Annotated in this window: 24 protein-coding genes and 1 rRNA gene; 8 read left to right on the plus strand and 17 right to left on the minus strand. The window is 71.4% G+C overall.

Features of this window, described 5'->3' with window-relative positions; genetic code table 11:
* The first annotated feature begins 194 nt into the window (after window positions 1–194).
* The gene (locus ACFVT2_RS34020; protein ID WP_390024296.1) at window positions 195–911 is read left to right on the plus strand and encodes a DUF3558 domain-containing protein; all 717 of its coding nucleotides are present in this window, start codon (window positions 195–197) and stop codon (window positions 909–911) included.
* A 100-nt stretch (window positions 912–1011) separates the two neighbouring features.
* Window positions 1012–2388, plus strand: coding sequence for a DUF2637 domain-containing protein (locus ACFVT2_RS34025; protein WP_390024298.1), 1377 nt, complete (start codon window positions 1012–1014; stop codon window positions 2386–2388).
* 45 nt (window positions 2389–2433) lie between these two features.
* Here ACFVT2_RS34025 and ACFVT2_RS34030 read toward each other — a convergent pair whose 3' ends face one another.
* Window positions 2434–2640 carry a hypothetical protein gene (locus tag ACFVT2_RS34030; protein WP_390024300.1) on the minus strand — a complete coding sequence of 69 codons (207 nt, stop codon included), beginning with the start codon at window positions 2638–2640 and terminating at the stop codon, window positions 2434–2436.
* 98 nt (window positions 2641–2738) lie between these two features.
* Entirely contained in the window at window positions 2739–4466 is a 1728-nt protein-coding gene (gene lysS, locus ACFVT2_RS34035) for a lysine--tRNA ligase (RefSeq protein ID WP_390024302.1), read from the minus strand.
* A gap of 219 nt (window positions 4467–4685) precedes the next feature.
* Here lysS and argS point away from each other — a divergent pair, with 219 nt between their 5' ends.
* Window positions 4686–6440 carry an arginine--tRNA ligase gene (gene argS, locus ACFVT2_RS34040; RefSeq protein ID WP_390024304.1) on the plus strand — a complete coding sequence of 585 codons (1755 nt, stop codon included), beginning with the start codon at window positions 4686–4688 and terminating at the stop codon, window positions 6438–6440.
* A gap of 69 nt (window positions 6441–6509) precedes the next feature.
* On the opposite strand, the gene ACFVT2_RS34045 is transcribed toward argS, so the two are convergent.
* Window positions 6510–7901 (minus strand): helix-turn-helix domain-containing protein, encoded by a 1392-nt coding sequence (locus tag ACFVT2_RS34045; protein WP_390024306.1) that lies wholly within the window; start codon window positions 7899–7901, stop codon window positions 6510–6512.
* A gap of 225 nt (window positions 7902–8126) precedes the next feature.
* On the opposite strand from ACFVT2_RS34045, the gene ACFVT2_RS34050 reads away from it, so the two are divergent.
* Window positions 8127–8402: a hypothetical protein gene (locus ACFVT2_RS34050; protein ID WP_390024308.1), complete on the plus strand. Its 276-nt coding sequence runs from the start codon at window positions 8127–8129 to the stop codon at window positions 8400–8402.
* 122 nt (window positions 8403–8524) lie between these two features.
* On the opposite strand, the gene hemB is transcribed toward ACFVT2_RS34050, so the two are convergent.
* From hemB to ACFVT2_RS34075, 5 genes are all read right to left on the minus strand, one after another.
* Window positions 8525–9517: a porphobilinogen synthase gene (hemB, locus tag ACFVT2_RS34055; RefSeq protein WP_390024310.1), complete on the minus strand. Its 993-nt coding sequence runs from the start codon at window positions 9515–9517 to the stop codon at window positions 8525–8527.
* 147 nt (window positions 9518–9664) lie between these two features.
* Window positions 9665–11323, minus strand: a complete 1659-nt coding sequence (locus ACFVT2_RS34060) for a uroporphyrinogen-III synthase (RefSeq protein WP_390024312.1) — start codon at window positions 11321–11323, stop codon at window positions 9665–9667.
* Window positions 11320–12294 carry a hydroxymethylbilane synthase gene (hemC, locus tag ACFVT2_RS34065; protein WP_390024314.1) on the minus strand — a complete coding sequence of 325 codons (975 nt, stop codon included), beginning with the start codon at window positions 12292–12294 and terminating at the stop codon, window positions 11320–11322. Before hemC ends, ACFVT2_RS34060 begins: the two co-directional genes overlap by 4 nt.
* Window positions 12291–13661, minus strand: a complete 1371-nt coding sequence (locus tag ACFVT2_RS34070; RefSeq protein ID WP_390024316.1) for a glutamyl-tRNA reductase — start codon at window positions 13659–13661, stop codon at window positions 12291–12293. Before ACFVT2_RS34070 ends, hemC begins: the two co-directional genes overlap by 4 nt.
* Window positions 13658–14452, minus strand: coding sequence for a redox-sensing transcriptional repressor Rex (locus ACFVT2_RS34075; protein ID WP_390024318.1), 795 nt, complete (start codon window positions 14450–14452; stop codon window positions 13658–13660). Before ACFVT2_RS34075 ends, ACFVT2_RS34070 begins: the two co-directional genes overlap by 4 nt.
* A 331-nt stretch (window positions 14453–14783) precedes the next feature.
* On the opposite strand from ACFVT2_RS34075, the gene ACFVT2_RS34080 reads away from it, so the two are divergent.
* From ACFVT2_RS34080 to ACFVT2_RS34095, 4 genes are all read left to right on the plus strand, one after another.
* Window positions 14784–15062, plus strand: coding sequence for a glutaredoxin family protein (locus ACFVT2_RS34080; RefSeq protein ID WP_390024320.1), 279 nt, complete (start codon window positions 14784–14786; stop codon window positions 15060–15062).
* 240 nt (window positions 15063–15302) lie between these two features.
* Window positions 15303–16172, plus strand: a complete 870-nt coding sequence (locus tag ACFVT2_RS34085) for an HAD family hydrolase (RefSeq protein ID WP_390024345.1) — start codon at window positions 15303–15305, stop codon at window positions 16170–16172.
* Window positions 16173–16502: 330 nt separating this feature from the next.
* Entirely contained in the window at window positions 16503–17291 is a 789-nt protein-coding gene (locus ACFVT2_RS34090; RefSeq protein WP_390024322.1) for an ECF subfamily RNA polymerase sigma factor, BldN family, read from the plus strand.
* A 270-nt stretch (window positions 17292–17561) separates the two neighbouring features.
* Window positions 17562–18767, plus strand: coding sequence for a DUF5667 domain-containing protein (locus ACFVT2_RS34095; RefSeq protein WP_390024324.1), 1206 nt, complete (start codon window positions 17562–17564; stop codon window positions 18765–18767).
* A 74-nt stretch (window positions 18768–18841) separates the two neighbouring features.
* Here the strand turns inward: ACFVT2_RS34095 and ACFVT2_RS34100 are convergent, their stop codons facing one another.
* The 9 genes from ACFVT2_RS34100 to rrf all read right to left on the minus strand — a co-directional run.
* Window positions 18842–19837 (minus strand): lysophospholipid acyltransferase family protein, encoded by a 996-nt coding sequence (locus ACFVT2_RS34100; RefSeq protein ID WP_390024326.1) that lies wholly within the window; start codon window positions 19835–19837, stop codon window positions 18842–18844.
* 14 nt (window positions 19838–19851) lie between these two features.
* Window positions 19852–20901, minus strand: coding sequence for an NAD-dependent epimerase/dehydratase family protein (locus tag ACFVT2_RS34105; RefSeq protein ID WP_390024328.1), 1050 nt, complete (start codon window positions 20899–20901; stop codon window positions 19852–19854).
* 201 nt (window positions 20902–21102) lie between these two features.
* Window positions 21103–21201, minus strand: a complete 99-nt coding sequence (locus ACFVT2_RS34110; RefSeq protein WP_003948845.1) for a 30S ribosomal protein bS22 — start codon at window positions 21199–21201, stop codon at window positions 21103–21105.
* Window positions 21202–21321: 120 nt separating this feature from the next.
* Entirely contained in the window at window positions 21322–21531 is a 210-nt protein-coding gene (locus tag ACFVT2_RS34115) for a helix-turn-helix domain-containing protein (protein WP_014144137.1), read from the minus strand.
* A 128-nt stretch (window positions 21532–21659) separates the two neighbouring features.
* Window positions 21660–22475 (minus strand): phosphatase, encoded by an 816-nt coding sequence (locus tag ACFVT2_RS34120; protein WP_390024330.1) that lies wholly within the window; start codon window positions 22473–22475, stop codon window positions 21660–21662.
* Between the two features lie 292 nt (window positions 22476–22767).
* Window positions 22768–23943, minus strand: coding sequence for an acetoin utilization protein AcuC (locus ACFVT2_RS34125; protein WP_390024332.1), 1176 nt, complete (start codon window positions 23941–23943; stop codon window positions 22768–22770).
* The gene (locus tag ACFVT2_RS34130) at window positions 23894–25177 is read right to left on the minus strand and encodes an MFS transporter (protein ID WP_390024334.1); all 1284 of its coding nucleotides are present in this window, start codon (window positions 25175–25177) and stop codon (window positions 23894–23896) included. The genes ACFVT2_RS34125 and ACFVT2_RS34130 overlap by 50 nt, the downstream gene beginning before the upstream one ends.
* Window positions 25178–25296: 119 nt before the next feature.
* Window positions 25297–25947 (minus strand): HAD family hydrolase, encoded by a 651-nt coding sequence (locus ACFVT2_RS34135; RefSeq protein WP_390024335.1) that lies wholly within the window; start codon window positions 25945–25947, stop codon window positions 25297–25299.
* Between the two features lie 93 nt (window positions 25948–26040).
* Window positions 26041–26133: ribosomal RNA gene (rrf, locus tag ACFVT2_RS34140) — 5S ribosomal RNA — on the minus strand; the annotation flags it as partial.

Raw genomic sequence — 26133 nt, forward strand, 5'->3', positions numbered from 1 at the left:
TAAGGGCCGATCACCCCGAACGAGAATTTCGCCCGGGAATCGCCCGATTCACCCCACCGCTCAATTGTTATGAATCGGCCAACCACCTCGCTCCGCCGCGTACCGTGCCCTAGGGCCCGCCCCGCCCCCGGGCCGGGCCAACACGCTCGACAAGGGTCCGCACCGACTCGACGACGACGAACAGCGAAGGAACCATGCACCGATCAGCCAAGCGACTCGCCAGCCTCCTCACCTGCGCAGCAGTGCCGATGCTGCTCGTCGCCGGGTGCTCCGGCTCGGACAGCAAGAGCTCCGGTGACAGCACTCCCTCCGGCTCGTCCAGCGCCACCGCCGGCAGCCCGTCGCCGACCGTCGCCGCCGCGAAGTTCAAGAAGCTGCCGAACGCCTGCGAGGCGTTCTCCAAGGGCACCCTCGACGAGCTGCTGCCCAAGGTGAAGGACGCGGCCGGCACGCAGGGCAAGTCCACCGACACCGCCGCCCGCGGCGCCTGCTCCTGGAGCAGCTCGGACGAGCAGGGCGTCGACGGCACCCAGTTCCGCTGGCTGGACGTCGCCTTCCAGCGCTACGACTCCGACCCGACCGTCGGCTCGGGCGAGAAGCGCGCCACGGACTTCTTCACCCAGCAGGTCAACGACGCCAAGGGCACCAAGGGCGCCAAGAAGGTCGCCGCCGTGCCGACCGCGGGCACCGGTGACGCGGCCACCGCCATCACCTACGACATCGCCAAGGACGGCAACGACTTCAAGAACACGACGATCGTGGCGCGCACCGCCAACATCGTCGTCACCATCAACTACAACGGCGCGGGCATGGCCGGCGCCGACACCCCCAACGGCAACGACCTCCTCAAGGCCGCCCAGGCCGCCGCCAAGGAAGCCATCACCGCCGCGACCAAGGCCAACAAGGTCTGACGGCCCGGGGGACCGCCCCGACCCGGCCCTCCCCGGCCCGGCAGGAACAGGTGTGCAACGCTATGCGCGCCGATTCGCCGAGTCCGGGGAGGGACCGCGGGTGTCCGCGACACAGACCGCGCAGTTGACCCGTACGCACCGCATCCTGATCGTGGTGGTGATCGCCGGCGCGATCCTGATCGCGGCGATCGGCTTCACCGGCTCCTACGCCGCGGTCCGCGCCCTGGCCGAGAAGAAGGGCTTCGGCGCCTTCGCGGCGGTCTTCCCGATCGGCATCGACGCCGGCATCGTGGTCCTGCTCGCCCTGGACCTGCTGCTGACCTGGACCCGCATCCCGTTCCCGCTGCTGCGCCAGACCGCCTGGCTGCTGACCGCCGCGACCATCGCCTTCAACGGGGCCGCCGCCTGGCCCGACGCGCTGGGTGTGGGGATGCACGCGGTCATCCCGGTGCTGTTCGTCGTCGCCGTGGAGGCCGCCCGGCACGCCGTCGGCCGGATCGCCGACCTCACCGCCGACAAGCACATGGAGGGCGTCCGGCTCGCCCGCTGGCTGCTCGCCTTCCCCTCCACCTTCCGGTTGTGGCGCCGGATGAAGCTGTGGGAACTGCGCTCCTACGACCAGGTCATCCAGCTGGAACAGGACCGCCTCATCTACCAGGCGCGGCTCCGGGCCCGCTACGGACGGGCCTGGCGCCGCCGCGCCCCCGTCGAATCGCTGATGCCGCTGCGGCTGGCCCGGTACGGCGTCCCGCTGGCAAAGACCGCACCGGCCGGGCTGGCCGCGGCCGGGCTCGCCCTGTCAGCGGACGGCCCCCTCTCCCCCGCGCTCTCCCCCGCCCACCTGGGACCGGAGGCCCTCCCGGCCGCCACGCCCGAGCCGCCGGAGCAGAAGCCGGAACCGGGGCTCAAGCCGGAGACGGAGCCAGAGTCGACGTCGGCGACAGCGACAGCGACAGCGACAGAATCGGAGACGGATCCGGCGTCGGGTTCGGCCCCCGCACCCCCCGGCCAGGAACCGGCACACCCCGCCGCACACCCGGACACCCCCCAGCCGCGCCCGCACCCGATAGCGGAAACCCCCGCACCCGCCCCCGCACCGGACCCCCCGAGCGAGCCCGAACTCCCCGCCCCCACCCCCCAGTTGACCGTCCCGGTCGGCCCGGGGCGCAGTCGCCCCCTGGGCACCGCGGGTGCCGCGCTCCCCGACGACGTACCGGAAGACGGCCCCGGCGACCTCCCCACCGGGAGCCCCGCCGACGACGCGCCCCGGGACGAGAAGTACTTCGCCGCGTTCCGCACGTACGTGGCGGAGAAGAACGCCTTCCCCGACTCCCGCCAATTCGGCCGCTACCTACTGGAGTTCTACGGGTACCAGGGCCGCGACGGCGGCCCGCTCAGCGAGAACTATCTGCGCGGCTTCATCCGCGAGTTCCGCGCCCGCTTCCGCATGGAGGTGGAGGCGGAACACATCCCTTAAACCGCGAGCCCGGCGAGCGGTGAACGGGCGGGCCCCGCACCCCCGTTACGCGGCCTCCCCCTCGCCCTTCCGCTTGCGGTCCCACTCCCCCCACGCCATCAGTGCCGCGCCCGCGGCGAAGACCCCGGCGTAGGCGGGCCATTGCAGGTCCACCCAGTGCCGGAGCACGCCCCAGGGGCCGTCGAAGAAGAGCAGGCCTAAGAGGCCCAGCGCACCCTGGAGCATGACGACAAAACCGATGATTCCCCTCATCCAGCCATCGTGACGGGTTCGGCCCCGGGAACCGTCGTCCCCGGGGCCGAACCCGTTCTCGCTCTCAGGTAGGAGAAGACCCGCCGGGCCTCCTCCCGTCAGCCGGCCAGCAGCTTGCGGACCCGGTCCGCGCCCACCGCGAGCAGCAGCGTGGGCAGCCGGGGGCCGGTGTCCCGGCCGACCAGGAGGTTGTAGAGCAGCGCGAAGAAGGAGCGCTGGGCGACCTTCAGCTCCGGGGTCGGCTTGGCCTCCGGGTCCAGGCCCGCCTGGACCTTCGGGACGCCGTAGACCAGGGTCGTCAGGCCGTCCAACGACCAGTGGTCGTCCAGGCCGTCGAGCAGCAGCCGCAGCGCGCCCCGGGACTGGTCGTCCAGGGAGGCCAGCAGCTCCGCGTCGGGCTCGTCGCGGACGACGGTGCGCTGGTCGGCGGGGACCTGGGTGCTGATCCAGTGCTCGGCCTTGTCGAGCCGCGGCCGGGTCTCGTCCAGGGACGTGACCGGGTTCTCCGGGTCGAGCTCGCTCAGGATGCGCAGGGTCTGCTCGTCGTGGCCCGCGGTGATGTCCACGACGGAGGCCAGCGTGCGGTACGGCAGCGGGCGCGGCGTCCGCGGGAGTTCGCCGGCCGCGGTGCCGATGGCCCGGGTGTAGGCCGCGGCGTCCGCGGGCTGCGCGGTGCCGTCCGCGACCTTGGCCGCGAGCTTGTCCCACTCGTCGTAGAGCCGCTGGATCTCCTGGTCGAAGGCGATCTTGAAGGACTGGTTGGGCTTGCGCCGGGCGTACAGCCAGCGCAGCAGCGGCGCCTCCATGATCTTCAGCGCGTCGCCCGGGGTGGGCACCCCGCCCTTGGACGAGGACATCTTCGCCATGCCGCTGATGCCGACGAAGGCGTACATCGGGCCGATCGGCTGGTCGGCGCCGAACACCTCGCGGACGATCTGGCCGCCGACGACGAACGACGAGCCGGGCGAGGAGTGGTCCACGCCGGACGGCTCGAAGACCACGCCCTCGTAGGCCCAGCGCATCGGCCAGTCGACCTTCCAGACCAGCTTGCCGTGGTCGAACTCGCGCAGCGCCACGGTCTCGGAGTGGCCGCAGGCGACGCACTCGTAGGCCATCTCCGTGGTCGCGTCGTCATAGGCGATGACCTTGGTGAAGTCCTTGTTGCAGACCGTGCAGTACGGCTTGTACGGGAAGTAGCCCGCGCCACCGGCGCTGCCGTCGTCCTCGGCGGCCGCACCGGAGCCCTCGGCCGCCTCCAGCTCCGCTTCGTCCACCGGCTTCTGCTGCTGCTTCTTCGGCTTACCGGTGGCCTTGTCCTTGGTGCGGTAGCGGCCCAGGACGGCGTCGATCTCGCCACGGTGCTTCATCGCGTGCAGGATCTGCTCGCGGTAGGCGCCGGAGGTGTACTGGGCGGTCTGGCTGACGCCCTGGTACTCGATCCCCAGCTCCGCCAGGGACTCCTCCATGGCCGCCTTGAAGTGCTCGGCCCAGGTGGCGTACGCGCTGCCGGGCGGGGCGGGCACGGCCGTCAGCGGCTTGCCGATGTGCTCCTCCCAGGACGGGTCGATGCCGGCCGGCACCTTGCGGTACCGGTCGTAGTCGTCCCAGCTCAGGACGTGCTCGCAGGCGATGCCGCGGCGGCGGATCTCGTCGGCGACCAGATGCGGGGTCATCACCTCGCGGAGGTTGCCGAGGTGGATCGGGCCGGACGGGCTCAGGCCCGAGGCGACGACGACAGGTTTGCCGGGGGCGCGGCGCTCCGCCTCGGCAATGACCTCGTCCGCGAACCTGGAGACCCAGTCGGTCTCGGTGCTCTGCTGAGCCACGATCGGCCCTCTCTCTTGCTGGTGTCCCGGTGCTCTTACGATGCGCCCTGTCGCGCCCTCCGGTGCCGCGCTCCGTCACCCGCGGCACGGGCGGAACGGTCCGGACGGACAAAAGCCTGACAGAGCCCATTCTCCCAGACGCCCGCCGCACAGAAATTCAGTGGTAGGGCCGTGGGATACTCGGGGCAAACCCTTTCCCCCCAACGGAACGGCAGTTCAATGGCCTCGGTCCCCTCCCTCGCAGCTACGGTCAACCAGCGCGTCGCGGACGCCCTCTCGGCAGCCCTGCCGGAGGCCGGCGCCGCGGACCCGCTGCTGCGACGTAGCGACCGGGCCGACTTCCAGGCCAACGGCCTGCTCGCGCTGGCCAAGAAGCTGGGGGGCAACCCGCGGGAGCTGGCCGGCAAGGTCGTCGAGACGCTCGGCACCGACGACGTCCTCGCCGACGTCGAGGTCTCCGGCCCCGGCTTCCTCAACATCACCGTCGCCGACCGGGCGATCCTCGCCACGCTCGCCGCACGCGCCGCCGACGACCGCCTGGGCGTGCCGTACGCGGCCACGACCGGTACGACGGTCGTCGACTACGCGCAGCCGAACGTCGCCAAGGAGATGCACGTCGGCCACCTGCGGTCCGCGGTGATCGGCGACGCCCTGCGCAACATGCTGGACTTCACCGGCGAGAAGACGATCGGTCGCCACCACATCGGCGACTGGGGCACGCAGTTCGGCATGCTCATCCAGTACCTGATCGAGAACCCGGACCAGCTGGCCCCGGCCGCCGACGTGGACGGCGAACAGGCCATGTCGAACCTGAACCGGGTCTACAAGGCGTCGCGTGCGGTCTTCGACGCCGACGAGGAGTTCAAGGAGCGGGCCCGCAAGCGGGTCGTCGCCCTCCAGTCCGGCGACGCCCAGACCCTCGACCTGTGGCAGCGGTTCGTGGACGAGTCGAAGGTCTACTTCTACTCGGTCTTCGAGAAGCTGGACATGGAGATCCGCGACGAGGAGATCGTCGGCGAGTCCGCGTACAACGACATGATGGCCGAGACGGCCCGGATGCTGGAGGAGTCGGGCGTCGCCGTCCGCTCCGAAGGCGCGCTCGTGGTCTTCTTCGACGACATCAAGGGCAAGGACGACAAGCCGGTCCCGCTGATCGTGCAGAAGGCGGACGGCGGTTTCGGGTACGCGGCGAGCGACCTGTCGGCGATCCGCAACCGCGTCTTCGACCTGAAGGCGACGACGCTGCTGTACGTCGTGGACGTCCGCCAGTCGCTGCACTTCCGGATGGTCTTCCAGGCGGCCCGCCGGGCCGGCTGGCTGAACGACCAGGTCAAGGCCCACAACATGGGCTACGGCACGGTGCTCGGCGCCGACGGCAAGCCGTTCAAGACGCGGGCCGGCGAGACGGTGCGCCTGGAGGACCTGCTCGACGAGGCGGTGCAGCGCGCCGCCGAGGTGGTGCGCGAGAAGGCCCAGGACCTCACCGAGGACGAGATCCAGGAGCGGGCCGCGCAGGTCGGCATCGGCGCGGTGAAGTACGCGGACCTGTCGACGTCGCCGAGCCGGGACTACAAGTTCGACCTGGACCAGATGGTGTCGCTCAACGGCGACACCAGCGTGTACCTCCAGTACGCGTACGCCCGGATCCAGTCGATCCTGCGCAAGGCCGGCGAGACCGGTCCGGTCGCCCACGGGGAGCTCGAACTCGCCCCGGCGGAGCGGGCGTTGGGCCTGCACCTGGACGCGTTCGGCTCCACCGTCGCCGAGGCGGCGGCGGAGTACGCCCCGCACAAGCTGGCCGCGTACCTCTACCAGCTGGCGTCGCTGTACACGACCTTCTACGACCAGTGCCCGGTCCTGAAGGCGGACACCCCGCAGCAGGTGGAGAACCGCCTCTTCCTGTGCGACCTGACCGCCCGCACCCTGCACAAGGGCATGGCGCTGCTGGGGATCCGCACCCCCGAGCGGCTGTAGGACGGACCCCGCCCAGCGACGACCGGGCCCCCGTACCGCACCCGGAGTGCGGTACGGGGGCTCGGTCGTTCACCCGCCGGCCGACACCTCGTACTCGGCCCCGTTCGGCTCGCGCCGGATCCGCACCCACCGCTTCTTGTCGAGGGAGTACCCGTACTGCGGCCGGCCCCCGTCGCCGCTGGTGCGGAACGGCTCCCCGGCGTCGTCGATGCGCACCGTCCCGTGCCGCCCGCCGCTGGACCACTCCAACTCCAGGTACCAGCTCACGTAGTGGTCCTCGACGGTCGCGTCGACGTAGAAGGTCTCGGGGTCGCTCGCGCTCACCGTGTAGGGGAAGTCGTCCTTCTTCCCCGCCTCGGAGGCCAGGCGGGGCACCCCGGCGTCGAGGTTCAGGTCGAAGGAGTGCTTGGGTACGTTGCCGCCGCAGCCGACGCCGACGTACCCCATCGCGTAGTCGTTCCAGGAGAGCGGCACGTCGGTGCCGGCGACGCGGACGTGCAGGGACTCCAGGACGACGGTGTCCCCGCCCGTGCCCTGGACGGTCAGCCGCACGGTCTGCTTGCCCGCGGACACCGCCCCGCGTGCGGACACCCAGCCGGGGGCGTCCTGCTCGTTGGGCGGTGGCGCGATGCGGTCCGGGGTCTGGTCGACGAGGTAGGGGTGGCCGCAGGGGCTGCCCCAGTACTGCGGCTGGGTGGACACCGTCAGCGGGATGCCGGCGGCTGCCGTACCGTCCTGGGTCGGGCCGCCGGACGCCACGGGGCCGCCGTCCTCGACGCCCTCACCCGTGCTGCGCTCCCCCGTGTCGCCCTTGTTGCCGTCGTTGCCGTCGTTGCCCTTCTGGTGCGTCGCGCCCGAGGACGGGCCCGGCCCACCGCTCCCCGGCGTCCTCGGTACCGGCCGCTCGGCCGCGCCCGGCGACGCCCCCGCGGCGGTCCTCCCGACGTGGTCCCCCGACGCCGGGAACCCGCCCCGGACGGCGAGGGCGGTGGCCCCCAGCACGAGGACGACACCGACACCGGCCAGCGCGGCGAGCCGCCGCGTACGGGATGCGCGCGAGCGGGACGCGGACCCGACCGCCGGCGCGAGGGCACTCGACGCAAGGGATGCCCCCGGCTCCAACTCCGGCCCCGGCTCCGGCTCCGACCGGGGCTCGGCCACCGGTCCCGCCCCCGTCACCGCCCCCGGCCCCGTCCGCGGCTCCGCCTCCGCTCGCTGCCGCCCCCGTGCCGCGTCCGCCACGATCCACCGCCGGTGGACCTCCACCAGTTCCTCCGGAGTCGCCCGGCACAGCCGCGCCAAGCGCTCGACCGGTGCGAACTCCGTCGGCACGGCGGTCCCGTTCACATACCGGTGCAGCGTCGACGTACTCACGTGCAGCCGCTTGGCGAGCGCCGCATAGCTCAGCCCCGACCGCACCTTCAGTTCCCGCAGCAATGCGGGAAGATCCCCCGCCCCCACGCGCCCCTCCATTCCACCCCGCCCTTCCAAGCCGCGCCCGTTCTCCCAGGTCAGAGTCGGTACGAACGTTCCAGCGTCCCTACCTCCCGGGCCGCGCTGGCCACTGGGACGGAACAAGGCACAGGCTGAGGACATCCCAGCACGCCGCTCCCCGCAACGGGTCGAATGGCGCGCGTCTCCCCGGTCACACGGGCCATCCAGCCACACGGACAGAGAGATTCAGCCATGCGCACCCCGGGCCTCCTCCGCCCCCGTACCCGCCTGCTCACCACCGCGGCGGGCGCGCTCGCCGCGCTCTCGCTCACGGCGTGCGGCCACCACGACGGATCGGGCGTACGCATCGAGGGCACCGCCGGGCCGTACCCCGCACCGTCCGCCCCCGCGCCGGCGGCGAAGCCCCGCAGCGCCACCACCGCCACCCCCACGGCCTCCGCCAGGATGGACAGTTCGGCGTGCGTCACCTACTGGCAGGCGAACCGGGCCGACGCCCTGGTCCGGTGACCCGACGGCCCGGACGGCGCTCACCGGGTCCGCCACGGGCCGCGGAGCCGCCATGACGAAGCCCCGGCCGCCGCAATCCGATCACGGCACCCGGGGCCCCTTCGCGGCGCGTCAGCCAGGGCCTAACCCAGCTTCCGCGCGACCTCCGTCGCCCAGTAGGTGAGGATCATCTGGGCGCCGGCCCGCTTGATCCCCGTGAGGGTCTCCAGGATCGCCTTGTCGCGGTCGATCCAGCCCTTCTCGGCAGCCGCCTCGACCATCGCGTACTCACCGGAGATCTGGTACGCGGCGACCGGCACGTCCACCTCGTCCGCGATCTTCGCCAGGACGTCCAGGTAGGGCAGCGCCGGCTTGACCATCACCATGTCGGCGCCCTCCTGAAGGTCGAGCGCCAACTCGCGCAGCGACTCACGGAGGTTGGCCGGGTCCTGCTGGTAGGTCTTGCGGTCGCCCTTCAGCGACGAGCCCACCGCCTCGCGGAACGGCCCGTAGAACGCCGACGTGTACTTCGCGGTGTAGGCCAGGATCGAGACGTCCTCGTGGCCGGTCTGGTCCAGCGCGTCCCGGACGACGCCGACCTGACCGTCCATCATGCCGCTGGGGCCCACCACATGGACGCCCGCGTCGGCCTGGACCTGCGCCATCTCGGCGTACCGGTCCAGCGTCGCGTCGTTGTCGACCCGCCCTTCGGCGTCCAGCACCCCGCAGTGGCCGTGGTCGGTGTACTCGTCGAGGCACAGGTCCGACATGATCACCAGGTCGTCGCCGACCTCGGCCCGCACGTCCCGGATGGCGAGCTGGAGGATGCCGTCCGGATCGGTGCCCGCCGTACCGGCCGCGTCCTTCTTCGCGTCCTCCGGCACACCGAACAGCATGATTCCGGCGACCCCGGCCTCGACCGCCTCGACGGCCGCCTTGCGCAGCGTGTCGCGGGTGTGCTGGACGACGCCCGGCATCGCGGCGAGCGGCACCGGCTCGGCGATACCCTCCCGCACGAACGCCGGCAGGATGAGGTCGGCCGGATGCAGGCGGTACTCCGCGACCATCCGCCGCATGGCGGGGGTGGTGCGCAGCCGTCGCGGCCGCGCACCCGGGAAGCTTCCGTACTTCGTCATACCGCCCACGCTACGCCCGCCCCGCACCCGCCTTTGCCGACGCAACGTCGGCCGGCCGGGCCGCGAAACCCTCCGGGCCGGGGCCCGGCGAACAAGCAGAAGGGCGCCCCGGAAAGGGGCGCCCTTCAGAGCCGTACGTACTGCCGCTCAGCTACGGGCCCGCCGGCGCGAGCCGGGCCGACGCTCGCTGGGGCGGGTGACCGGGTCGCCGGCCTCCAGCGCGGCATCGCGCCGCGCCGCCCCGAAGTCCGCGAGCGCCTCGGCCAACTTGTGCACCGACGGCTCGGGCGACATCACGTCGACCCGCAGCCCGTGCTCCTCGGCGGTCTTGGCGGTGGCCGGGCCGATGCAGGCGATCACGGTCACGTTGTGCGGCTTGCCGGCGATCCCGACGAGGTTCCGCACGGTCGAGGACGAGGTGAACAGGACCGCGTCGAAGCCGCCGCCCTTGATCGCCTCGCGGGTCTCGGCCGGCGGCGGCGACGCCCGCACGGTCCGGTAGGCGGTGACGTCGTCGACCTCCCAGCCCAGCTCGATCAGCCCGGCCACCAGCGTCTCGGTGGCGATGTCGGCGCGCGGCAGGAACACCCGGTCGATCGGGTCGAAGACCGGGTCGTAGGGCGGCCAGTCCTCCAGCAGCCCGGCCGCGGACTGCTCGCCGCTGGGCACCAGGTCCGGCTTCACGCCGAAGGCGACCAGCGCCTTGGCGGTCTGCTCGCCGACCGCCGCGACCTTGATCCCGGCGAACGCCCGCGCGTCCAGCCCGTACTCCTCGAACTTCTCCCGGACGGCCTTGACGGCGTTGACCGAGGTGAAGGCGATCCACTCGTAGCGGCCGGTGACCAGGCCCTTGACCGCACGTTCCATCTGCTGCGGGGTGCGCGGCGGTTCGACGGCGATGGTCGGGACCTCGTGCGGCACCGCGCCGTACGAGACAAGCTGGTCGGAGAGCGACGCGGCCTGCTCCTTGGTCCGCGGGACCAGTACCCGCCAGCCGAACAGCGGCTTGTTCTCGAACCACGAGAGCTGGTCGCGCTGCGCTGCCGCGCTGCGCTCGCCGACCACGGCTATGACCGGCTGACCGCCGTCCGGGGACGGCAGCACCTTGGCGGCCTTGAGCACCTGGGCGACGCTCCCGAGGGTGGCGGTCCAGGTGCGCTGCCGGGTGGTGGTGCCGGCGACCGTGACGGTCATCGGGGTGTCCGGCTTGCGGCCGGCCGCCACCAGTTCCCCGGCGGCCGCGGCCACCGAGTCCAAGGTGGTGGAGACCACCGCGGTGGCGTCGCTGGTGCCCAGCTCGGACCAGCAGCGGTCGTCGGCGCTGCGGGCGTCGATGAAGCGCACGTCGGTGCCCTGGGCATCGCGCAGCGGCACACCGGCGTACGCGGGCACGCCGACCGCGGCGGCGATGCCGGGGATGACCTCGAAGACGATGCCCTCGGCGGCGCACGCCAGCATCTCCTCGGCGACGTAGCCGTCGAGCCCGGGGTCACCGGTCACGGCACGGACGACCCGCTTGCCCGCACGGGCGGCCGCCATGACAAGATTGGCGGTGTCCCGAAGAGCCGAAACGCCAGGGGAACTACCGAGGATTGACGCCTCGTCAGTTGACACCTGCAACGGAGTGTCCACCTGTGCGCGTGCGTGTACACGCACGACGTCCAGGACGTGCGGGTCGGCGATGAGGACGTCCGCGGAGGCCAGTGCCTCCACGGCCCGCAACGTCAGCAGACCCGGGTCTCCCGGCCCGGCACCCAGGAAGGTGACCTGACCAGAGGCGGAGTGGTTTGGGGCGGTGGGGTTCAATGTGCTCGCTCCCCCATAAGACCGGCCGCACCCTTTGCGAGCATCTCGACGGCGAGTTCCCGGCCCATGTGAAGCGGGACCGACTCATCGTCAAGAGAGGCAGGTACGTGCCCGGTGGTGGACAGCTGCACCAGCGTGCTGCCGTCGAGCGTGCCGACGACTCCCCGCAGGTGCATTTCGACAACCTGCTCGTCGACCTGCAGGTCGGCCAAGGCCGCCACGGGGGCGGAACAGCCGGCCTCCAGGGCGGCGAGCAGGGAACGCTCGGCGGTCACGGCGGCCCGGGTGACCGGGTCGTCGAGCTCGGCGAGCGAGGCGACGAGGTGCGCGTTGGCCGCGACACACTCGATCGCCAGTGCCCCCTGGCCGGGGGCGGGCAAAACCACGTCGGGCGACAGCAGTTGCGTCGCCTCGTCGATCCGGCCGATCCGAGTGAGGCCGGCGGCGGCCAGTACGACCGCGTCCAACTCGCCCTTCTCGACGAAGCCGATCCGGGTGTCGACGTTGCCGCGGACCGGAACGGTCTCGATGCGCCGGCCCAGCGTCCGGGCCCAGGCGTTGAGCTGCGCCATCCGCCGGGGCGAGCCGGTGCCCACGCGGGCGCCGTCGGGGAGCTCCTCGAAGGTGAGCCCGTCCCGGGCGATCAGCGCGTCCCGGGGGTCCTCGCGCACCGGTATGGCCGCCAGGGCCAACTCCGCGGGCTGCGCGGTCGGCAGGTCCTTCAGCGAGTGGACGGCGAAGTCGATCTCGCCCGCCAGCAGCGCGTCGCGCAGCGCCGAGACGAAAACGCCGGTGCCGCCGATCTGCGCCAGGTGTTCACGGGAGGTGTCGCCGTACGTGGTGATCTCCACCAGGTCGACGGGGCGGCCGGTCAGCTCCCGTACCGCCTCGGCCACCTGCCCGGACTGGGCCATGGCGAGCTTGCTGCGCCTGGTACCCAGTCGCAGGGGGCTCATCGTGCTGTCGTTCATGCCCGCTCCCGTGCTGCGTCGTGCTGGTCGGCTCGGGTGTCGGCCCTGCTGACGGCGGCGACCGTCTGGGGGTCGAGATCGAAGAGCTCCCGCAGGGCGTCCGCGTATCCGGCACCGCCGGGCTCGCTGGCGAGCTGCTTGACCCGCACCGTAGGCGCGTGCAGGAGCTTGTCGACGACCCGGCGGACGGTCTGGGTGATCTCCGCCCGCTGCTTGTCGTCGAGGTCGGGGAGGCGGCCGTCGAGCCGGGCGATCTCGCTGCTGACGACGTCCGCGGCCATGGTGCGCAGGGCGACCACGGTGGGGGTGATGTGCGCGGCCCGCTGGGCGGCGCCGAACGCGGCGACCTCGTCGGCGACGATGCCGCGCACCGTGTCCACGTCGGCGGCCATCGGCGCATCGGCGGACGCCTCGGCCAGCGACTCGATGTCGACCAGGCGGGCCCCGTCGATCCGGTGCGCCGCGGCGTCGATATCGCGCGGCATGGCCAGGTCGAGCAGCCACATCCGGTCGTCGCGCCCGGCCAGCGCGGCGGCGATCCGCTCGCCGGTCAGCACCAGTCCGGCCGCCCCGGTACAGGAGATGACGATGTCGGCACGGGCCAGCTCCGCCTCGACGGCGTCCATGGCGAGGGCGCGGGCGGTCAGCCCGGTGGCCGCGCCCGGCGCGCCCGGCTCGGTGAGGATCTGCACCAGTCGCCGGGCGCGGGCCACCGTCCGGTTGGCGACGGCCAGTTCACCGACGCCGCTACGGACGAGGGTGGTGGCGGCCAACGAGGACATCGAGCCGGCGCCGATCACCAGCGCCCGCTTGCCGTGCGCCCAACCGGCGACGTCCGCGCCGCCGGCCAGCTGCTCCAGGCCGAAGGTGACCAGCGACTGGCCGGCCTTGTCGATGCCGGTCTCGCTGTGCGCGCGCTTGCCGACCCGCAGGGCCTGCTGGAAGAGGTCGTTGAGCAGCCGCCCGGCGGTGTGCTGTTCCTGCGCGACGGCCAGCGCGTCCTTGATCTGCCCGAGGATCTGGCCCTCGCCGACCACCATGGAGTCCAGGCCGCAGGCCACCGAGAAGAGGTGGTGGACGGCACGGTCCTCGTAGTGGACGTAGAGATAAGGGGTCAGCTCTTCCAGGCTGACGCCGCTGTGGCGGACCAGGAGGGTGGACAGCTCGGCGACACCGGCGTGGAACTTGTCCACGTCGGCGTAGACCTCGATGCGGTTGCAGGTGGAGAGCACCGCGGACTCGGTGGCCGGCTCGGCCGACACCACGTCCTGCAGCAGCTTGCCGCGGCTCTCCGGGGCGAGCGCGGCCCGCTCCAGCACGCTCACCGGCGCACTGCGATGGCTCAGCCCGACGACGAGGAGACTCATGCCGGCATCACGGCGGGAACGTCCCCGTCAGGTCCCTTGCGGTCGGTCGCGGCGGCCGTGGCACGGTCCGCGGGCGTCGGGGTGCCCTCCGGGCCCTCCGTCGCTTCCGGACCACTCTGGCCGGTCTCCTCGCCCGCCTTGCGCTGCTCGTGGAAGGCGAGGATCTGCAGCTCTATGGAGAGGTCGACCTTGCGGACGTCCACCCCGTCCGGGACGGTCAGCACGGTCGGCGCGAAGTTGAGGATCGAGGTGACACCGGCGGCGACCAGGCGGTCACAGACCTGCTGGGCGGCGCCGGCCGGCGTGGCGATCACGCCGATCGAGACGCCGTTGTCCTGGATGATCTGCTCCAGCTCATCGGTGTGCTGGACCGGGATGCCGGCGACCGGCTTACCGGCCATGGCCGGGTCGGCGTCGATCAGCGCGGCGACCCTGAAGCCGCGGGAGGCGAAGCCGCCGTAGTTGGCGAGCGCGGCGCCGAGGTTACCGATACCGACGATGACCACGGGCCAGTCCTGGGTGAGGCCGAGCTCCCGCGAGATCTGGTAGACGAGGTACTCCACGTCGTAGCCGACGCCCCGGGTCCCGTAGGAACCGAGGTAGGAGAAGTCCTTGCGCAGCTTCGCGGAGTTGACTCCCGCCGCGGCCGCGAGCTCCTCGGAGGACACCGTGGGGACCGAACGCTCGGAGAGCGCGGTCAGGGCACGCAGATACAGCGGTAGCCGGGCGACGGTGGCCTCGGGGATGCCTCGGCTTCGGGTCGCCGGTCGGTGAGTTCGGCCAGTTGCCACGGTGCTCCTGCGGGTAGAGCGGGGCTGCGGGCGACCGCCAGAAACCCGACCGCCCTGTCTCTTGCAGGCTATGTCTTTGTGAACGCGTGCACAAAGATGGTGTCCGCTTTGTCCGGCCAAAGTGATGGGGCTCACGCAGCTTTTAAGGGGGTCCGCGGAACCAACTCCCACGTCACACCGTTCACGCGCGCCACCGGCGATTCGCGGCAGCACCGACGAGAGCACGCGCCCTCACTCCTCACCGCTATACCCCCGGAAACCTATAAATCGCCCATCGATGGTAAGCGAATCCGCCCGCCGGGAGCGCCGCCCGAACCGGCACAATGGCCCCATGGCCCCCTTGTTCAGCCGCGCCCCCCGCAAGAACCCCGCCGACCGGATGGTCACCCTCATCGGAAAGCCGGGCTGCCACCTGTGCGACGACGCCCAGGCGGTGATCGAGAAGGTATGCGCGGAGACCGGCGCGTCCTGGGAGAAGAAGGACATCACCGAGGACACCGAGCTGCACCACAAGTACTGGGAGCAGATTCCGGTCGTCCTCGTGGACGGCGCCCAGCACGACTTCTGGCGGGTCGACCCCCAACGCCTGCGCACCGCACTGGGCGCCTGAGCACCTCCGCCCGGTGGGGCCCGCCCACCCCGCAGGCGCCCTTCGGGTGGCCGTAACGCAACCGTAGAGCGCCCTGATGCTTCCGGACACGCGCCCGTAACCGGCTGCACCGAACAAACTGGCTACGCTAGCCGCATGGCCCGCCCGTCGCCCGCTCACCGCCCCGACCGGAGCCCCGCCGGGGCGCTTTTCCCCACGGGGTGGTTCACCCGCCGCAGACGGCCCGCCACGGCACGCAGTGTGCTCGCCGGCGAGGCCGCGGCCGAGGCCGCCCGGAAGTCGTCCCAGGAGGCACCACCCGTCGAGGCCCCGGCCGAGCCGGAGTTCCCGGTCGCCGGGGACACCAGCGCGGCCGCCTTCTTCGACCTCGACAACACCGTCATGCAGGGCGCCGCCCTCTTCCACTTCGGCCGCGGCCTGTACAAGCGGCGCTTCTTCCACAAGCGCGACCTGGCCCGCTTCGCCTGGCAGCAGGTCTACTTCCGGCTGGCCGGCTCGGAGAACCCCGAGCACATGGCGGACGTCCGCAACAGCGCGCTCTCCATCGTCCAGGGCCACCGCGTCGCCGAACTCATGACGATCGGCGAGGAGATCTACGACGAGTACATGGCCGAGCGCGTCTGGCCCGGCACCCGCGCGCTGGCCCAGGCCCACCTCGACGCCGGCCAGAAGGTCTGGCTGGTGACCGCCGCCCCCGTCGAAACCGCGACGATCATCGCCCGCCGGCTGGGCCTGACCGGCGCCCTCGGCACGGTCGCCGAGTCCGTCGGCGGGGTCTACACCGGCAAGTTGGTGGGCGAGCCACTGCACGGCCCGGCGAAGGCCGAGGCGGTGCGCGCACTGGCCGGCGCCGAGGGCCTGGACCTGTCGCACTGCGCCGCCTACAGCGACTCGGCCAACGACATCCCGATGCTCTCGCTCGTCGGCCACCCCTACGCGATCAACCCCGACACCCGACTGCGCAAGCACGCCCGGGAGCACGGCTGGCGGTTGCGCGACTACCGGACCGGGCGCAAGGCGGTCCGGATCGGCATCCCGGCGGCCGCCGCGGTGGGCGCACTCGCCGGCGGCGCGGCGGCCGCCGCCGCCCTCCAGCGCCGCCGTCGCTGACCACCCTTGATCGCCGGGCCCGGCGGCGGGCCATCCGCACTCCCTACCCCCGCCGTCGCCCCGTCAGTCCCTTTCCTGGCGGTTAGCCACAACACGCCCTCCAACCAGGCAGATTGCGCTCCCTTCCGATCAATAGTTGCTCAGCATTCGATACTTGATCCGCCACCAACCGGACACGGATCGTAAGTAATCGATGATTTGAGCAACTGGGTGTAGCGCTGCCTGTACGAAGCGTTATTCTCCTCAGACGCATTCCGGAACCCACACGTCCCTACGACGAGTGAACGGTCCCGCACTGCACGTGATGGAAGCTCTGCCTCTGGGAGTCCCGTGTACCCACACGTCGGGGTTGACGCCTCGGGCCTGGCTACGCTGCGTACGACACTCGTCGACCACCTGCGCAGTTTTGTCCCCACCGCGTACGCCGTCCCCGCATTCGCCACAGCCGTCCCCACCAGCCCCTGCTACGCGTTGGCTGACGGCAGCGCCGCGGTCGGCAAGGCCACCACCGCCGGCAGAACCCGCCGCGCCGGTACCGGCACCACCACCGCACGGCGCCCCGCGGACAGCGACAGCCGTCGCATGATGGACCTCGTCGAACGCGCGCAGGCCGGCGAGGCCGACGCCTTCGGCCGCCTCTACGACCAGTACGCCGACACGGTCTACCGCTACATCTACTACCGCGTGGGCGGCCGCGCCACGGCCGAGGACCTCACCAGTGAGACCTTCCTCCGCGCCCTGCGCCGCATCGGTACGTTCACCTGGCAGGGGCGGGACTTCGGCGCCTGGCTGGTGACCATCGCCCGCAACCTCGTCGCCGACCACTTCAAGTCCTCCCGCTTCCGCCTGGAAGTCACCACCGGAGAGATGCTCGACGCCAACGAGGTCGAGCGCAGCCCCGAGGACTCGGTCCTCGAATCCCTCTCCAACGCCGCCCTGTTGGAGGCGGTACGCAAGCTCAACCCCCAACAGCAGGAATGCGTCACCCTTCGCTTCCTCCAGGGCCTCTCGGTCGCCGAGACCGCCCGCGTCATGGGCAAGAACGAGGGCGCCATCAAGACCCTCCAGTACCGAGCCGTCCGCACCCTGGCGCGGCTCCTCCCAGAAGACGCCCGCTGACACCGCCCGACCCCTCCGGCACCCCCAACACCCCGCCCACCGCTCACCGTTGGTGACCAGCCATGCCCTGACGGTCAGATCATCGTGAGTGCGTAACCCGAGTGCCGAGCCGCTCGTTGTGCGGGATGCAGGCTCCACGCGGTCACGCCATGTCCGCCGCCTCTCACTCCTTCGAGTGGCCACGGACAACGGCGTGCAACCATCCGGCCCGTCTGGATAGTCAATGCCAGTCCGGGGAGTCGAGCGGGATGACGAGAGGAGGTGCCGCCCGTGATCGCGAATGTCTCGGTACACCGGCGGGCCAACGCCTTCGCCCAGGCCCTGGAGGAGCAGGTGCTCAGGGGCGCGGCGGCCGAGGACCAGGTCGACAATCCGGCGCAGGCGCCGGTCGACGCACAGCTGTTGGCGGTCGCCGACGGCCTCGGGGAGCTCCCGAAGCCGGAGATGGCCGCCGAGGTCAAAACCGTCCAGCGTGCCCAGCTCATCGCCGCGATGGAGGCCGCCTTCGCCGAAGGCGCCACGTCCGGCGACGCCCGGGTGCCGGACCAACGCGAAGCCAAGGGCGCACACCGCGCCACGAAATCACTCGGCCGACTGCGCCCGCGCTCCCGGCTCTCCAAGGGGCTGGCGGCCGGCGGCCTGACGGTCGGCGTCGCCGCCGGCGCGTTCAGCGGCGTCGCCATGGCCAGTACCGACGCCCTCCCCGGCGACTCCCTCTACGGCCTCAAGCGCGGCATGGAGGACCTCCAGCTCACCATGGCCGACGACGACTCCGACCGTGGCCGGCTCTACCTCGACCAGGCGTCCACGCGCATGCTGGAGGCCCGTCGCCTGATGGAGCGGGGCCGGTCCGCGCAGCTCGATCACGAGGCACTCGGCGAGGTCCGCAGGGCGCTGGCCGGCGTCCGCCACGACGCGGGCGAAGGACACCGCCTGCTGCACGCGGCCTACGAGCGCGACGGCTCGCTCGGCCCCATCCAGGCGCTGAACTCCTTCACCAAGTCGCACCGCGACACCTGGACGCAGCTGCGCGACCGGCTCCCGGTGCAGCTCACCGACGTGCGCGACGAGGTCAGTTCGGTCTTCGACGCCATAGACGATGAGGTCGGCCCGCTGCGGTCGTTGCTCCCGCCGGGCCCGGACGCCGTCCGCAACCGCCACCGCGACACGCCGGCCGACGGAGGTGCCGCCAGCAGCGGCCACCGCTCGTCCCCGGCCGGCGACGAATCCGCGTCCGACTCCCCCGGCACCGCCGAGCAGGCCCCGCGCCCCTCGGCCTCGCCGTCCCAGCAGCAGGACGGCCTGCTCGGCGGCAATACGGGTGGTCTGCTCGGCCCACCCGGCAAGGGCAGCGCCTCACCGCACGACGGCAGCCACGGCAAGGAGGGCGCCGGTCACCCGGACGTCACGCTGCCGCCGCTGCTGCCGGGGCTCCTCCCCGACCTGGGGATCGACGGCGACAACCTGTCCAAGTAGCCGGCCCGCCGCGGCGCGGTCCCGCGGCGGCCGGCGCACGACCCACCGGCGCTCGGTGTTCTTCCGGTCCTACCTCAGAAGAACACCGAGCGCCGCTGCACGAGCAGCTTGTACAGGGTGTGCTGGATGGTCTCCCGGACCTGATCGGTCAGGTTGAACATCAGCATCGGGTCGTCGGCCGCCTCCGCCGGATAGCCGTCGGTCGGAATGGGCTCGCCGAACTGGATCGTCCACTTCGTCGGCAGCGGCACCGCACCGAGCGGCCCCAGCCACGGGAAGGTCGGCGTGATCGGGAAGTACGGCAGCCCCAGCACCCGCGCCAAGGTCTTGGCGTTCCCGATCATCGGGTAGATCTCCTCCGCGCCCACGATCGAGCACGGCACGATCGGCACCCCGGCCTTCAGCGCCGTGGAGACGAAGCCGCCCCGCCCGAAGCGCTGGAGCTTGTAGCGGTCCGCGAACGGCTTCCCGATGCCCTTGAAGCCCTCCGGCATCACCCCGACGATCTCCCCGCGCTCCAGCAGCCGCTGGGCGTCCTCCGCGCAGGCGAGAGTGTGCCCGGCCTTGCGGGCCAGCTCGTTCATCACCGGCAGGACGAACACCAAGTCGGCCGCCAGCAGCCGTAGGTGCCGCTGCGCCGGGTGATTGTCGTGCACCGCGACCTGGAGCATCAGGCCGTCCAGCGGGAGCGTCCCGGAGTGGTTGGCGACGATCAGCGCGCCGCCCTCGGCGGGGATGTTCTCCATCCCCTTCACCTCGACCCGGAAGTACTTGTCGTACACCGGCCGCAGCAGCGACATCAGGACCTGGTCGGTCAGCTCCTTGTCGTAGCCGAAGTCGTCGACCTCGTAGTCACCGGTGATCCGGCGGCGCAGGAAGGCCAGCCCGCCCGCGATCCGCTCGTCCAGGGTCCGGCCGCCGACCGGCCGCTGGGCCGGCGCCTGCTCCGGGTCGGTGCGGGCCTCCGGTACGGGCGCCAGCGCCGTGCCACGCCCGCTGCGCCCGGCCCGCCGGGCCTTGCGGCGCGCCCGCGGTTCCTCGCCGAAGGGAATGACCTTGGCGTCCGCCATCGTGGCTGAACTCCTCACTGGCTCGCGCCGCGACGTGCGGGCAGCACGCCGGCGAGCCGGTCGACGGTGCGGGCGAGGGACTCGGGCGGCAGCAGCCCGGGTCCACGGCTGCGGGCGAATTCCTCGAAGGTCTCCGCCGTCGTGTACGTGGGACGGAAACCCAGTGTCTCGCGCATCTGCGTCGTCTCGACGACCCGGCCGTGGGTCAGCATCCGGATCTGCTCGGGCGAGAAGTCGGTGATGCCGAGGGACCGCAGGAAGGTACCGGCCCAGGTCACGGTGGGCAGGAAGAGCGGGAGCGTGGGCCGGCCCAGGCGCCGGGAGACCTGCGAGAGCAGCAGGACGCCGTCCCCCGCGATGTTGAACGTGCCGCTGTTGAGGGTGCCGCGGCAGGGCTCGGCGGCGGCGATCCGCAGCACGTCGATCGCATCGTCCTCGTGGACGAACTGCAGCCGCGGGTCGTAACCGAGGACGGTGGGCAGGACGGGCAGCGAGAAGTACTCGGCGAGCGGGGAGTCCGCGCACGGACCGAGGATGTTGGCGAACCGCAGGACGCAGACGGCCACGTCGGGGCGGCGCCGGGCGAAGCCGCGGACGTACCCCTCGACCTCGACGGTGTCCTTCGCGAAGCCGCCGCTGGGCAGCGACTTGGGCGGGGTGTTCTCGGTGAAGACGGCCGGGTCGCGGGGTGCGGAGCCGTAGACGCTGGTGCTGGACTTGATCACCACGCGCTGGACTTTCGGCGCCTTCTGGCAGGCGCCGAGCAGTTGCATGGTGCCGATGACGTTGGTCTCCTTGACCGAGGCCCGGCCGCCGCGGCTGCCCAGGGGCGTGCCGTGGATGTCCATATGGACCACGGTGTCGACGCCCGTCTCGGCCAGGACCCGGGCGATCGCCGGATGCCGAATGTCGGCCTTGAGGAATTCGGCCCCGCCGAGATGATGCGCCGGTGCCACGGCATCGACCCCGATCACCCGGTCGACGTCGGGATCGCGCTGGATCCGGCGGACGAACCGGCCCCCCAGCTGCCGTGCGGCGCCCGTGACGAGCACGACGTTGCCCAAGATCGGCCCTCCTTACCGCCGCGGCTTCCGCCTGCGCCGAGCTGTGCAGCTCACGCTATCGGGTCGGTGTTGCGCAGTGATGACCGCACGATGCCCGTAACGACATTTGCGTACCGCCACCGTCCATACGGCCCACAAAAGCACCGCGGCCCCTCACCGCCCGAAGGCGATGGGGGGCCGCGAAATCGCGATCAGCGTCGCTTACTTCTTGTTACGACGCTGGACGCGGGTGCGCTTGAGCAGCTTGCGGTGCTTCTTCTTAGCCATCCGCTTGCGCCGCTTCTTGATAACAGAGCCCACGACTACCCTCGCTCACTTCGAATCACTCGGTGCGGGGCGTCCGAGCCCACACTACCTACATCGGGCCAGGGTACCCGGCGCCGGCCGTACCGCGTAATCCGAGGGGCGTCGAAGGGACCGTCAGGCCGACTCCACCCCCACATACGATTCGCGGAGATAGTCGTGGACCGCCTGCTCCGGCACCCGGAAGGACCGCCCCACGCGGATCGCGGGCAGATGACCGCTGTGCACCAGGCGGTACACGGTCATCTTCGACACTCGCATCACCGTGGCAACTTCCGCCACTGTCAGAAACACAACCTCGTTCAACGGCCTCTGGTCCGCAGCCATCACACACCTGCACCTTCCGCATAAGACGGGCACCGGCTTCCCCTCCGGTGACTCTTCGTCGCCATGCGTTCACTCCCCAGATTAGGGGCGGGTGATGCGAGTGGGGAAGAGGAGCAGCGAACGGCCGCCTATCCGGACAGATTAGCCCTATTGAGGACATAGTGCGCCAGGGGGCGGTAGTCCACGGACCGGGCGGCATCATCGAGCGGCACCACCGCGGACAGCCGTCCCTCCGCCTCCCCGACGAACGGCGCGGGGTCGTCGGTATCCGCCAGCCCGATCGCCTCGATGCCCAGCTGACCTGCTCCGCAGACCCAACCGTGGTCCCCGATGACCAGCCCCGGAAGTGGTCCCGCGGACGTCGCGGCGACGCCCAGAGCGGTCCGCACCGGGAGCGGCGAATGGGTGTGCACGCCCCCCTCCGCAGGTGCGCCCCGCACGCCGGGTTCACGCATCAGCGCGACTCCCCGTACGTAATCGAGGACCCGGGTGCGTACTCCGAACCGGGTCGCTATGTCGACACGGTGGCCATGCGCGGGGGTGAGAACGGGGCAGCCCGCCGACGAGAGGGCGTCTGCGAGGGCGACGTAGAACTCCAGCAGCCGGTGCGGGTGGCCGGTGCCGAGCAGCACCGGAACCCGCCGGCCGGCCGCCGCGGCGACCCGGTCGGCGAAGGCGTCCAGCCCGGCGACCGTCCGATCCGGGTCGATCACATCCAGGCCGGAAGTGTGCGCGGGATCGTCCGAAATCCCGCACTTCTGCCCCATCAGCCGCAGAACGTCGCTGTAGGACCAGTCCCGTTCGGGATCCAGCCCCAGCAGGACCCGCGGATCACGGGCCGCGAAAAGCCGGTAGCGCCGCAGGCTCTGCTCCCGCGTGGTCGCGATCGTCCCCGCGAGCCGCGCCTCGATCAGGTGCGCCCGCAGCGCCCAGGTGCCCAACACGGCTCCCATGCTGACCGGTTGACCGGACAGCGGATGCCCTAACCGACGGGTAGTCACACATCTGGGGCAGCACTTCTCCCCCTGGCCAGACCCTCTTCTCGCGGGCGGCCTTCCTCGGGGCGGCCTTCCTCAGGGCTCCCTGGAGCGGCCCGTACCCGGAGGCAGCGGCCCGCCGTACGGCCTGGCGGCGGGCCGGAATACCCCTCGCCCCGGCCAGGTTGTGGCTCCGCAGGGGGCGCCGGCACCCCCTACGGCATCTGTTCCCACACCCCCTACGGCACCCGCCACCGCCTCACGGCAACAGACCGTGGGACGGGAACACCGCCCGCCGAGTGGCCAGCACCGCCTGGTCGAGCCGGTCGGCCGGGTCGTAACCGCCGTCGGCGAAATCCCGCCAGTGCGGGGTACGTCCGTCCGTCATCCGGAGCGGCGCCAACTGCCGCGTCCTACGGAACACTTCGTGCCGCCACGCCTCCGGCACCGACGACGTCGGGTCGATCGGTCGGTGCCCGGCGATCGCCGACAGATGGGTCCAACTGCGCGGCACCACCTCCACCACCGCATAGCCGCCGCCCCCGAGCGCGACCCAGCGGCCCTCCGCGTGCTCGTGGGCCAGCGCGTGGCAGGACTCGGCCACCGCCCGCTGCGCGTCCAGGCTCACCGCGAGATGCGCGAGCGGGTCCTCGAAGTGGGTGTCGGCGCCGTGCTGGGTGACCAGGACCTGCGGCCGGAACGCGGCCAGCAGCTCGGGCACCACCGCGTGGAAGGCCCGCAGCCAGCCCGCGTCACCGGTCCCGGCCGGCAACGCCACGTTCGCCGCACTGCCCTCCGCGCCCTCCCCACCGGTCTCCTCCGGCCAGCCGGTCTGCGGGAACAGCGTCCTCGGATGCTCGTGCAGCGAGATAGTCAGCACCCGCGGATCCTCCCAGAACGCCGCCTGGACGCCGTCACCGTGGTGCACGTCCACATCCACGTACGCCACCCGTTCGGCCCCCAGTTCCAGCAGCCGGGCGATCGCCAGTGCCGCGTCGTTGTAGACGCAGAACCCCGACGCGCCGCCGGGCATCGCGTGGTGCAGCCCGCCCGCGAAGTTCACCGCGTGCTGCGCGTCCCCGCGCCAGACGGCCTCCGCGGCGCCCACCGACTGCCCGGCGATCAGCGCCGACGCCTCGTGCATGCCCACGAACGCCGGATCGTCCTCGGTCCCCAGCCCGTACGCGATGTCCGCGGAATCCGGGTCGGCGGAGGCCCGACGGACCGCCTCGATGTAGTCCTCGCGGTGCACCAGGCGCAACGTGGAGTCGCCGGCCGGCTTGGCGGCCACCACCTCCAGCGGCCCGCGGTGGAGCTCATACGCCTCCACCAGGCGCATCGTCAGGGCGAGCCGGACGGGGTCCATCGGATGCCCCGGCCCGAAGTCATAGCCCGTTACTGCCTCGTCCCACATCAGCTGTGCGCGGCCGCTCATGGTCGTCACCGTATCTGGCCGGGGACGACCCGAACGAGCGGGCGTACACCAATGTCACCAGTACCAGGGCCATCGGTACGAGCATCGCGCCGCGGTAGCTCCAGCTGTCCCCCAGTGCGCCCACCAGCGGGGAACCGATCAGAAAACCGACATAGTTGAAGATGTTCAGTCGCGCGATGGTCGGGTCCGAAGCACCCGGGCCGCCCTGCTCCACCGCGTACCGCCCGGCCGCCGCGAAGGTCTGCGGCACGATGACACACAGGCCGAGCCCCAGCAGGGTGAACCCCACCATCCCGACCCAGGCACCCGGCGCCGCCGCCACCACCGCGAAGCCGGCCGCCGCGACCACGGTTCCGGTCCGCACCACCGGGACCGCCCCGAAGCGCCGCACCCCCAGATCACCGACGGTCCGCCCGAGCAGCGTCGTCACCATGTAGACGTTGTACGGAACCGTCGCCAGCTGCTCCGAACTGCCCAGGACGTCCTGTAGGTACTTCGCGCTCCAGTTGGAGACCGTCGAGTCGCCGATATACGTGAACGCCATCACCAGACACAGCGGCAGCAGCAGCCGCATGGCAACCGGTGCCCCGGCCGCCGCCCGACCGCCCCCGTCTCCGCCTCCGTTCGACGCGTCCCGCTCGTCCCCCTCGCCCCGCCCCTCCCGGCCAACGAACCACCGGCCGATGACCAGCACCAGCGGAACAAAGACCGCCACCGCCGGCCCGTACAGCAGCACCAGCGACAGCCGCCAATGCGCCCCCGCCCACGCCAGCGAGGCCCCGACGATCCCGCCCAGGCTGTACGCGGCGTGGAAACCGAGCATGATGCTGCGCCCGTACGCCCGCTGGAGGCTCACCCCTAGCATGTTCATCGACGCGTCCAGGGCACCCACCGTCAGCCCGAACGCGGCCAGCGCCACCGCCACCTGTACCAACGAGCTGACCGCCCCGACGGCCAGCAGCGCCAGGCACACCACCGGCTGGACGCAGCGCAGCACGGTGCTGGGCGAGACCCGCTTCACCAGGTGCTCGGTGCCGACGCTGCCGACCCCGGCGAGCACCGGAACGGCCGCCAGGAAGGCCGGCAGCAGGCTGTCCGAGATCCCGTAGCGCACCTGGATCGCCGGTATCCGGGTCACCAGCAGGGCGAAGACCGCCCCCTGGACGAAGAAGCTGAGGGCGAGCGAGACCCGGCCGTGCCGCAGCCGAGCTCCCGGTACCTGAGGGGGCGTCATGGCCGGTCAGCCTAGAACTCCGGGCTACCGCTGGGTAGATGGATCACTGACCAAATTCCGACTGACGTACGAGGAGTTACCCCCATCCAGGCTGCGGAGCCGGCCCGCACCCACCACCCTTACTGCAACAACTGCGGCAGTTCCGCCATATCGGTGAACAGCGCGGTCGCCCCGGCCTCCGCCAGCTTCACCGCCGGCGTCATCGCCGTGAACCCGTACACATCCATCCCGGCGGCCACCGCCGCCTGCACTCCCAGCGGACTGTCCTCGACCACGGCACACCGACCGGGCTCGACGCCCATCTCCTTCGCCGCGTGCAGGAACAGATCGGGCGCCGGCTTTCCCCGTCCCACGTCCTGCGACGAGAAGATCCGGCCCTCGCCGAACCGCTCGAACAGCCCGGTCTTCGTCAGCGCCACCCGGATCCGCTCATGACTCCCCGACGACCCGACGCAGTGCGGCACACCATCCGCAGCCAGCTTCTCCAACACCGTCTCCACACCCGGTACCGGCTGCAGCCGCCGACGGAACTCGTCAAAAACCCGCGTGTGGAAACTGGCTTCGAAGTCCGCCGGCAGCATCCGCCCGGACTTCTCCCGCACGACATCGCGAATACGCTGCACCGACCCACCCATGAAATCGCGCAGCGATTCCTCGTACGTGGTCGGATGCCCCAATTCAGTGAGGTAGCCGGCAAGGAGCTGGTTGGAGATCGGCTCGCTGTCCACCAGGACGCCGTCATTGTCGAAAATGATCAGGTCATAGCGCATCCATCGAGCGTACCTACCTATCCCGGGAGCACAACGCAAAAAAGCCTCGTTCCCCGAGTCGAAACTCGGGGAACGAGGCTTTTTTCAAAATTTGTTCGGCGGCGTCCTACTCTCCCACAGGGTCCCCCCTGCAGTACCATCGGCGCTGAAAGGCTTAGCTTCCGGGTTCGAAATGTAACCGGGCGT

The organism is Streptomyces sp. NPDC058000, assembly GCF_042886435.1.
Lineage (GTDB): Bacteria > Actinomycetota > Actinomycetes > Streptomycetales > Streptomycetaceae > Streptomyces.

Bases quoted from the DNA above. Each gene is read 5' to 3' on its own strand.
- ACFVT2_RS34020 (WP_390024296.1), top strand. From the start codon at position 195: ATGCACCGATCAGCCAAGCGACTCGCCAGCCTCCTCACCTGCGCAGCA.
- ACFVT2_RS34030 (WP_390024300.1), bottom strand. From the start codon at position 2,640: ATGAGGGGAATCATCGGTTTTGTCGTCATGCTCCAGGGTGCGCTGGGC.
- argS (WP_390024304.1), top strand. From the start codon at position 4,686: ATGGCCTCGGTCCCCTCCCTCGCAGCTACGGTCAACCAGCGCGTCGCG.
- ACFVT2_RS34050 (WP_390024308.1), top strand. From the start codon at position 8,127: ATGCGCACCCCGGGCCTCCTCCGCCCCCGTACCCGCCTGCTCACCACC.
- hemB (WP_390024310.1), bottom strand. From the start codon at position 9,517: ATGACGAAGTACGGAAGCTTCCCGGGTGCGCGGCCGCGACGGCTGCGC.
- hemC (WP_390024314.1), bottom strand. From the start codon at position 12,294: ATGAACGACAGCACGATGAGCCCCCTGCGACTGGGTACCAGGCGCAGC.
- ACFVT2_RS34070 (WP_390024316.1), bottom strand. From the start codon at position 13,661: ATGAGTCTCCTCGTCGTCGGGCTGAGCCATCGCAGTGCGCCGGTGAGC.
- ACFVT2_RS34080 (WP_390024320.1), top strand. From the start codon at position 14,784: ATGGCCCCCTTGTTCAGCCGCGCCCCCCGCAAGAACCCCGCCGACCGG.
- ACFVT2_RS34100 (WP_390024326.1), bottom strand. From the start codon at position 19,837: ATGGCGGACGCCAAGGTCATTCCCTTCGGCGAGGAACCGCGGGCGCGC.
- ACFVT2_RS34115 (WP_014144137.1), bottom strand. From the start codon at position 21,531: ATGGCTGCGGACCAGAGGCCGTTGAACGAGGTTGTGTTTCTGACAGTG.
- ACFVT2_RS34125 (WP_390024332.1), bottom strand. From the start codon at position 23,943: ATGAGCGGCCGCGCACAGCTGATGTGGGACGAGGCAGTAACGGGCTAT.
- ACFVT2_RS34130 (WP_390024334.1), bottom strand. From the start codon at position 25,177: ATGACGCCCCCTCAGGTACCGGGAGCTCGGCTGCGGCACGGCCGGGTC.
- ACFVT2_RS34135 (WP_390024335.1), bottom strand. From the start codon at position 25,947: ATGCGCTATGACCTGATCATTTTCGACAATGACGGCGTCCTGGTGGAC.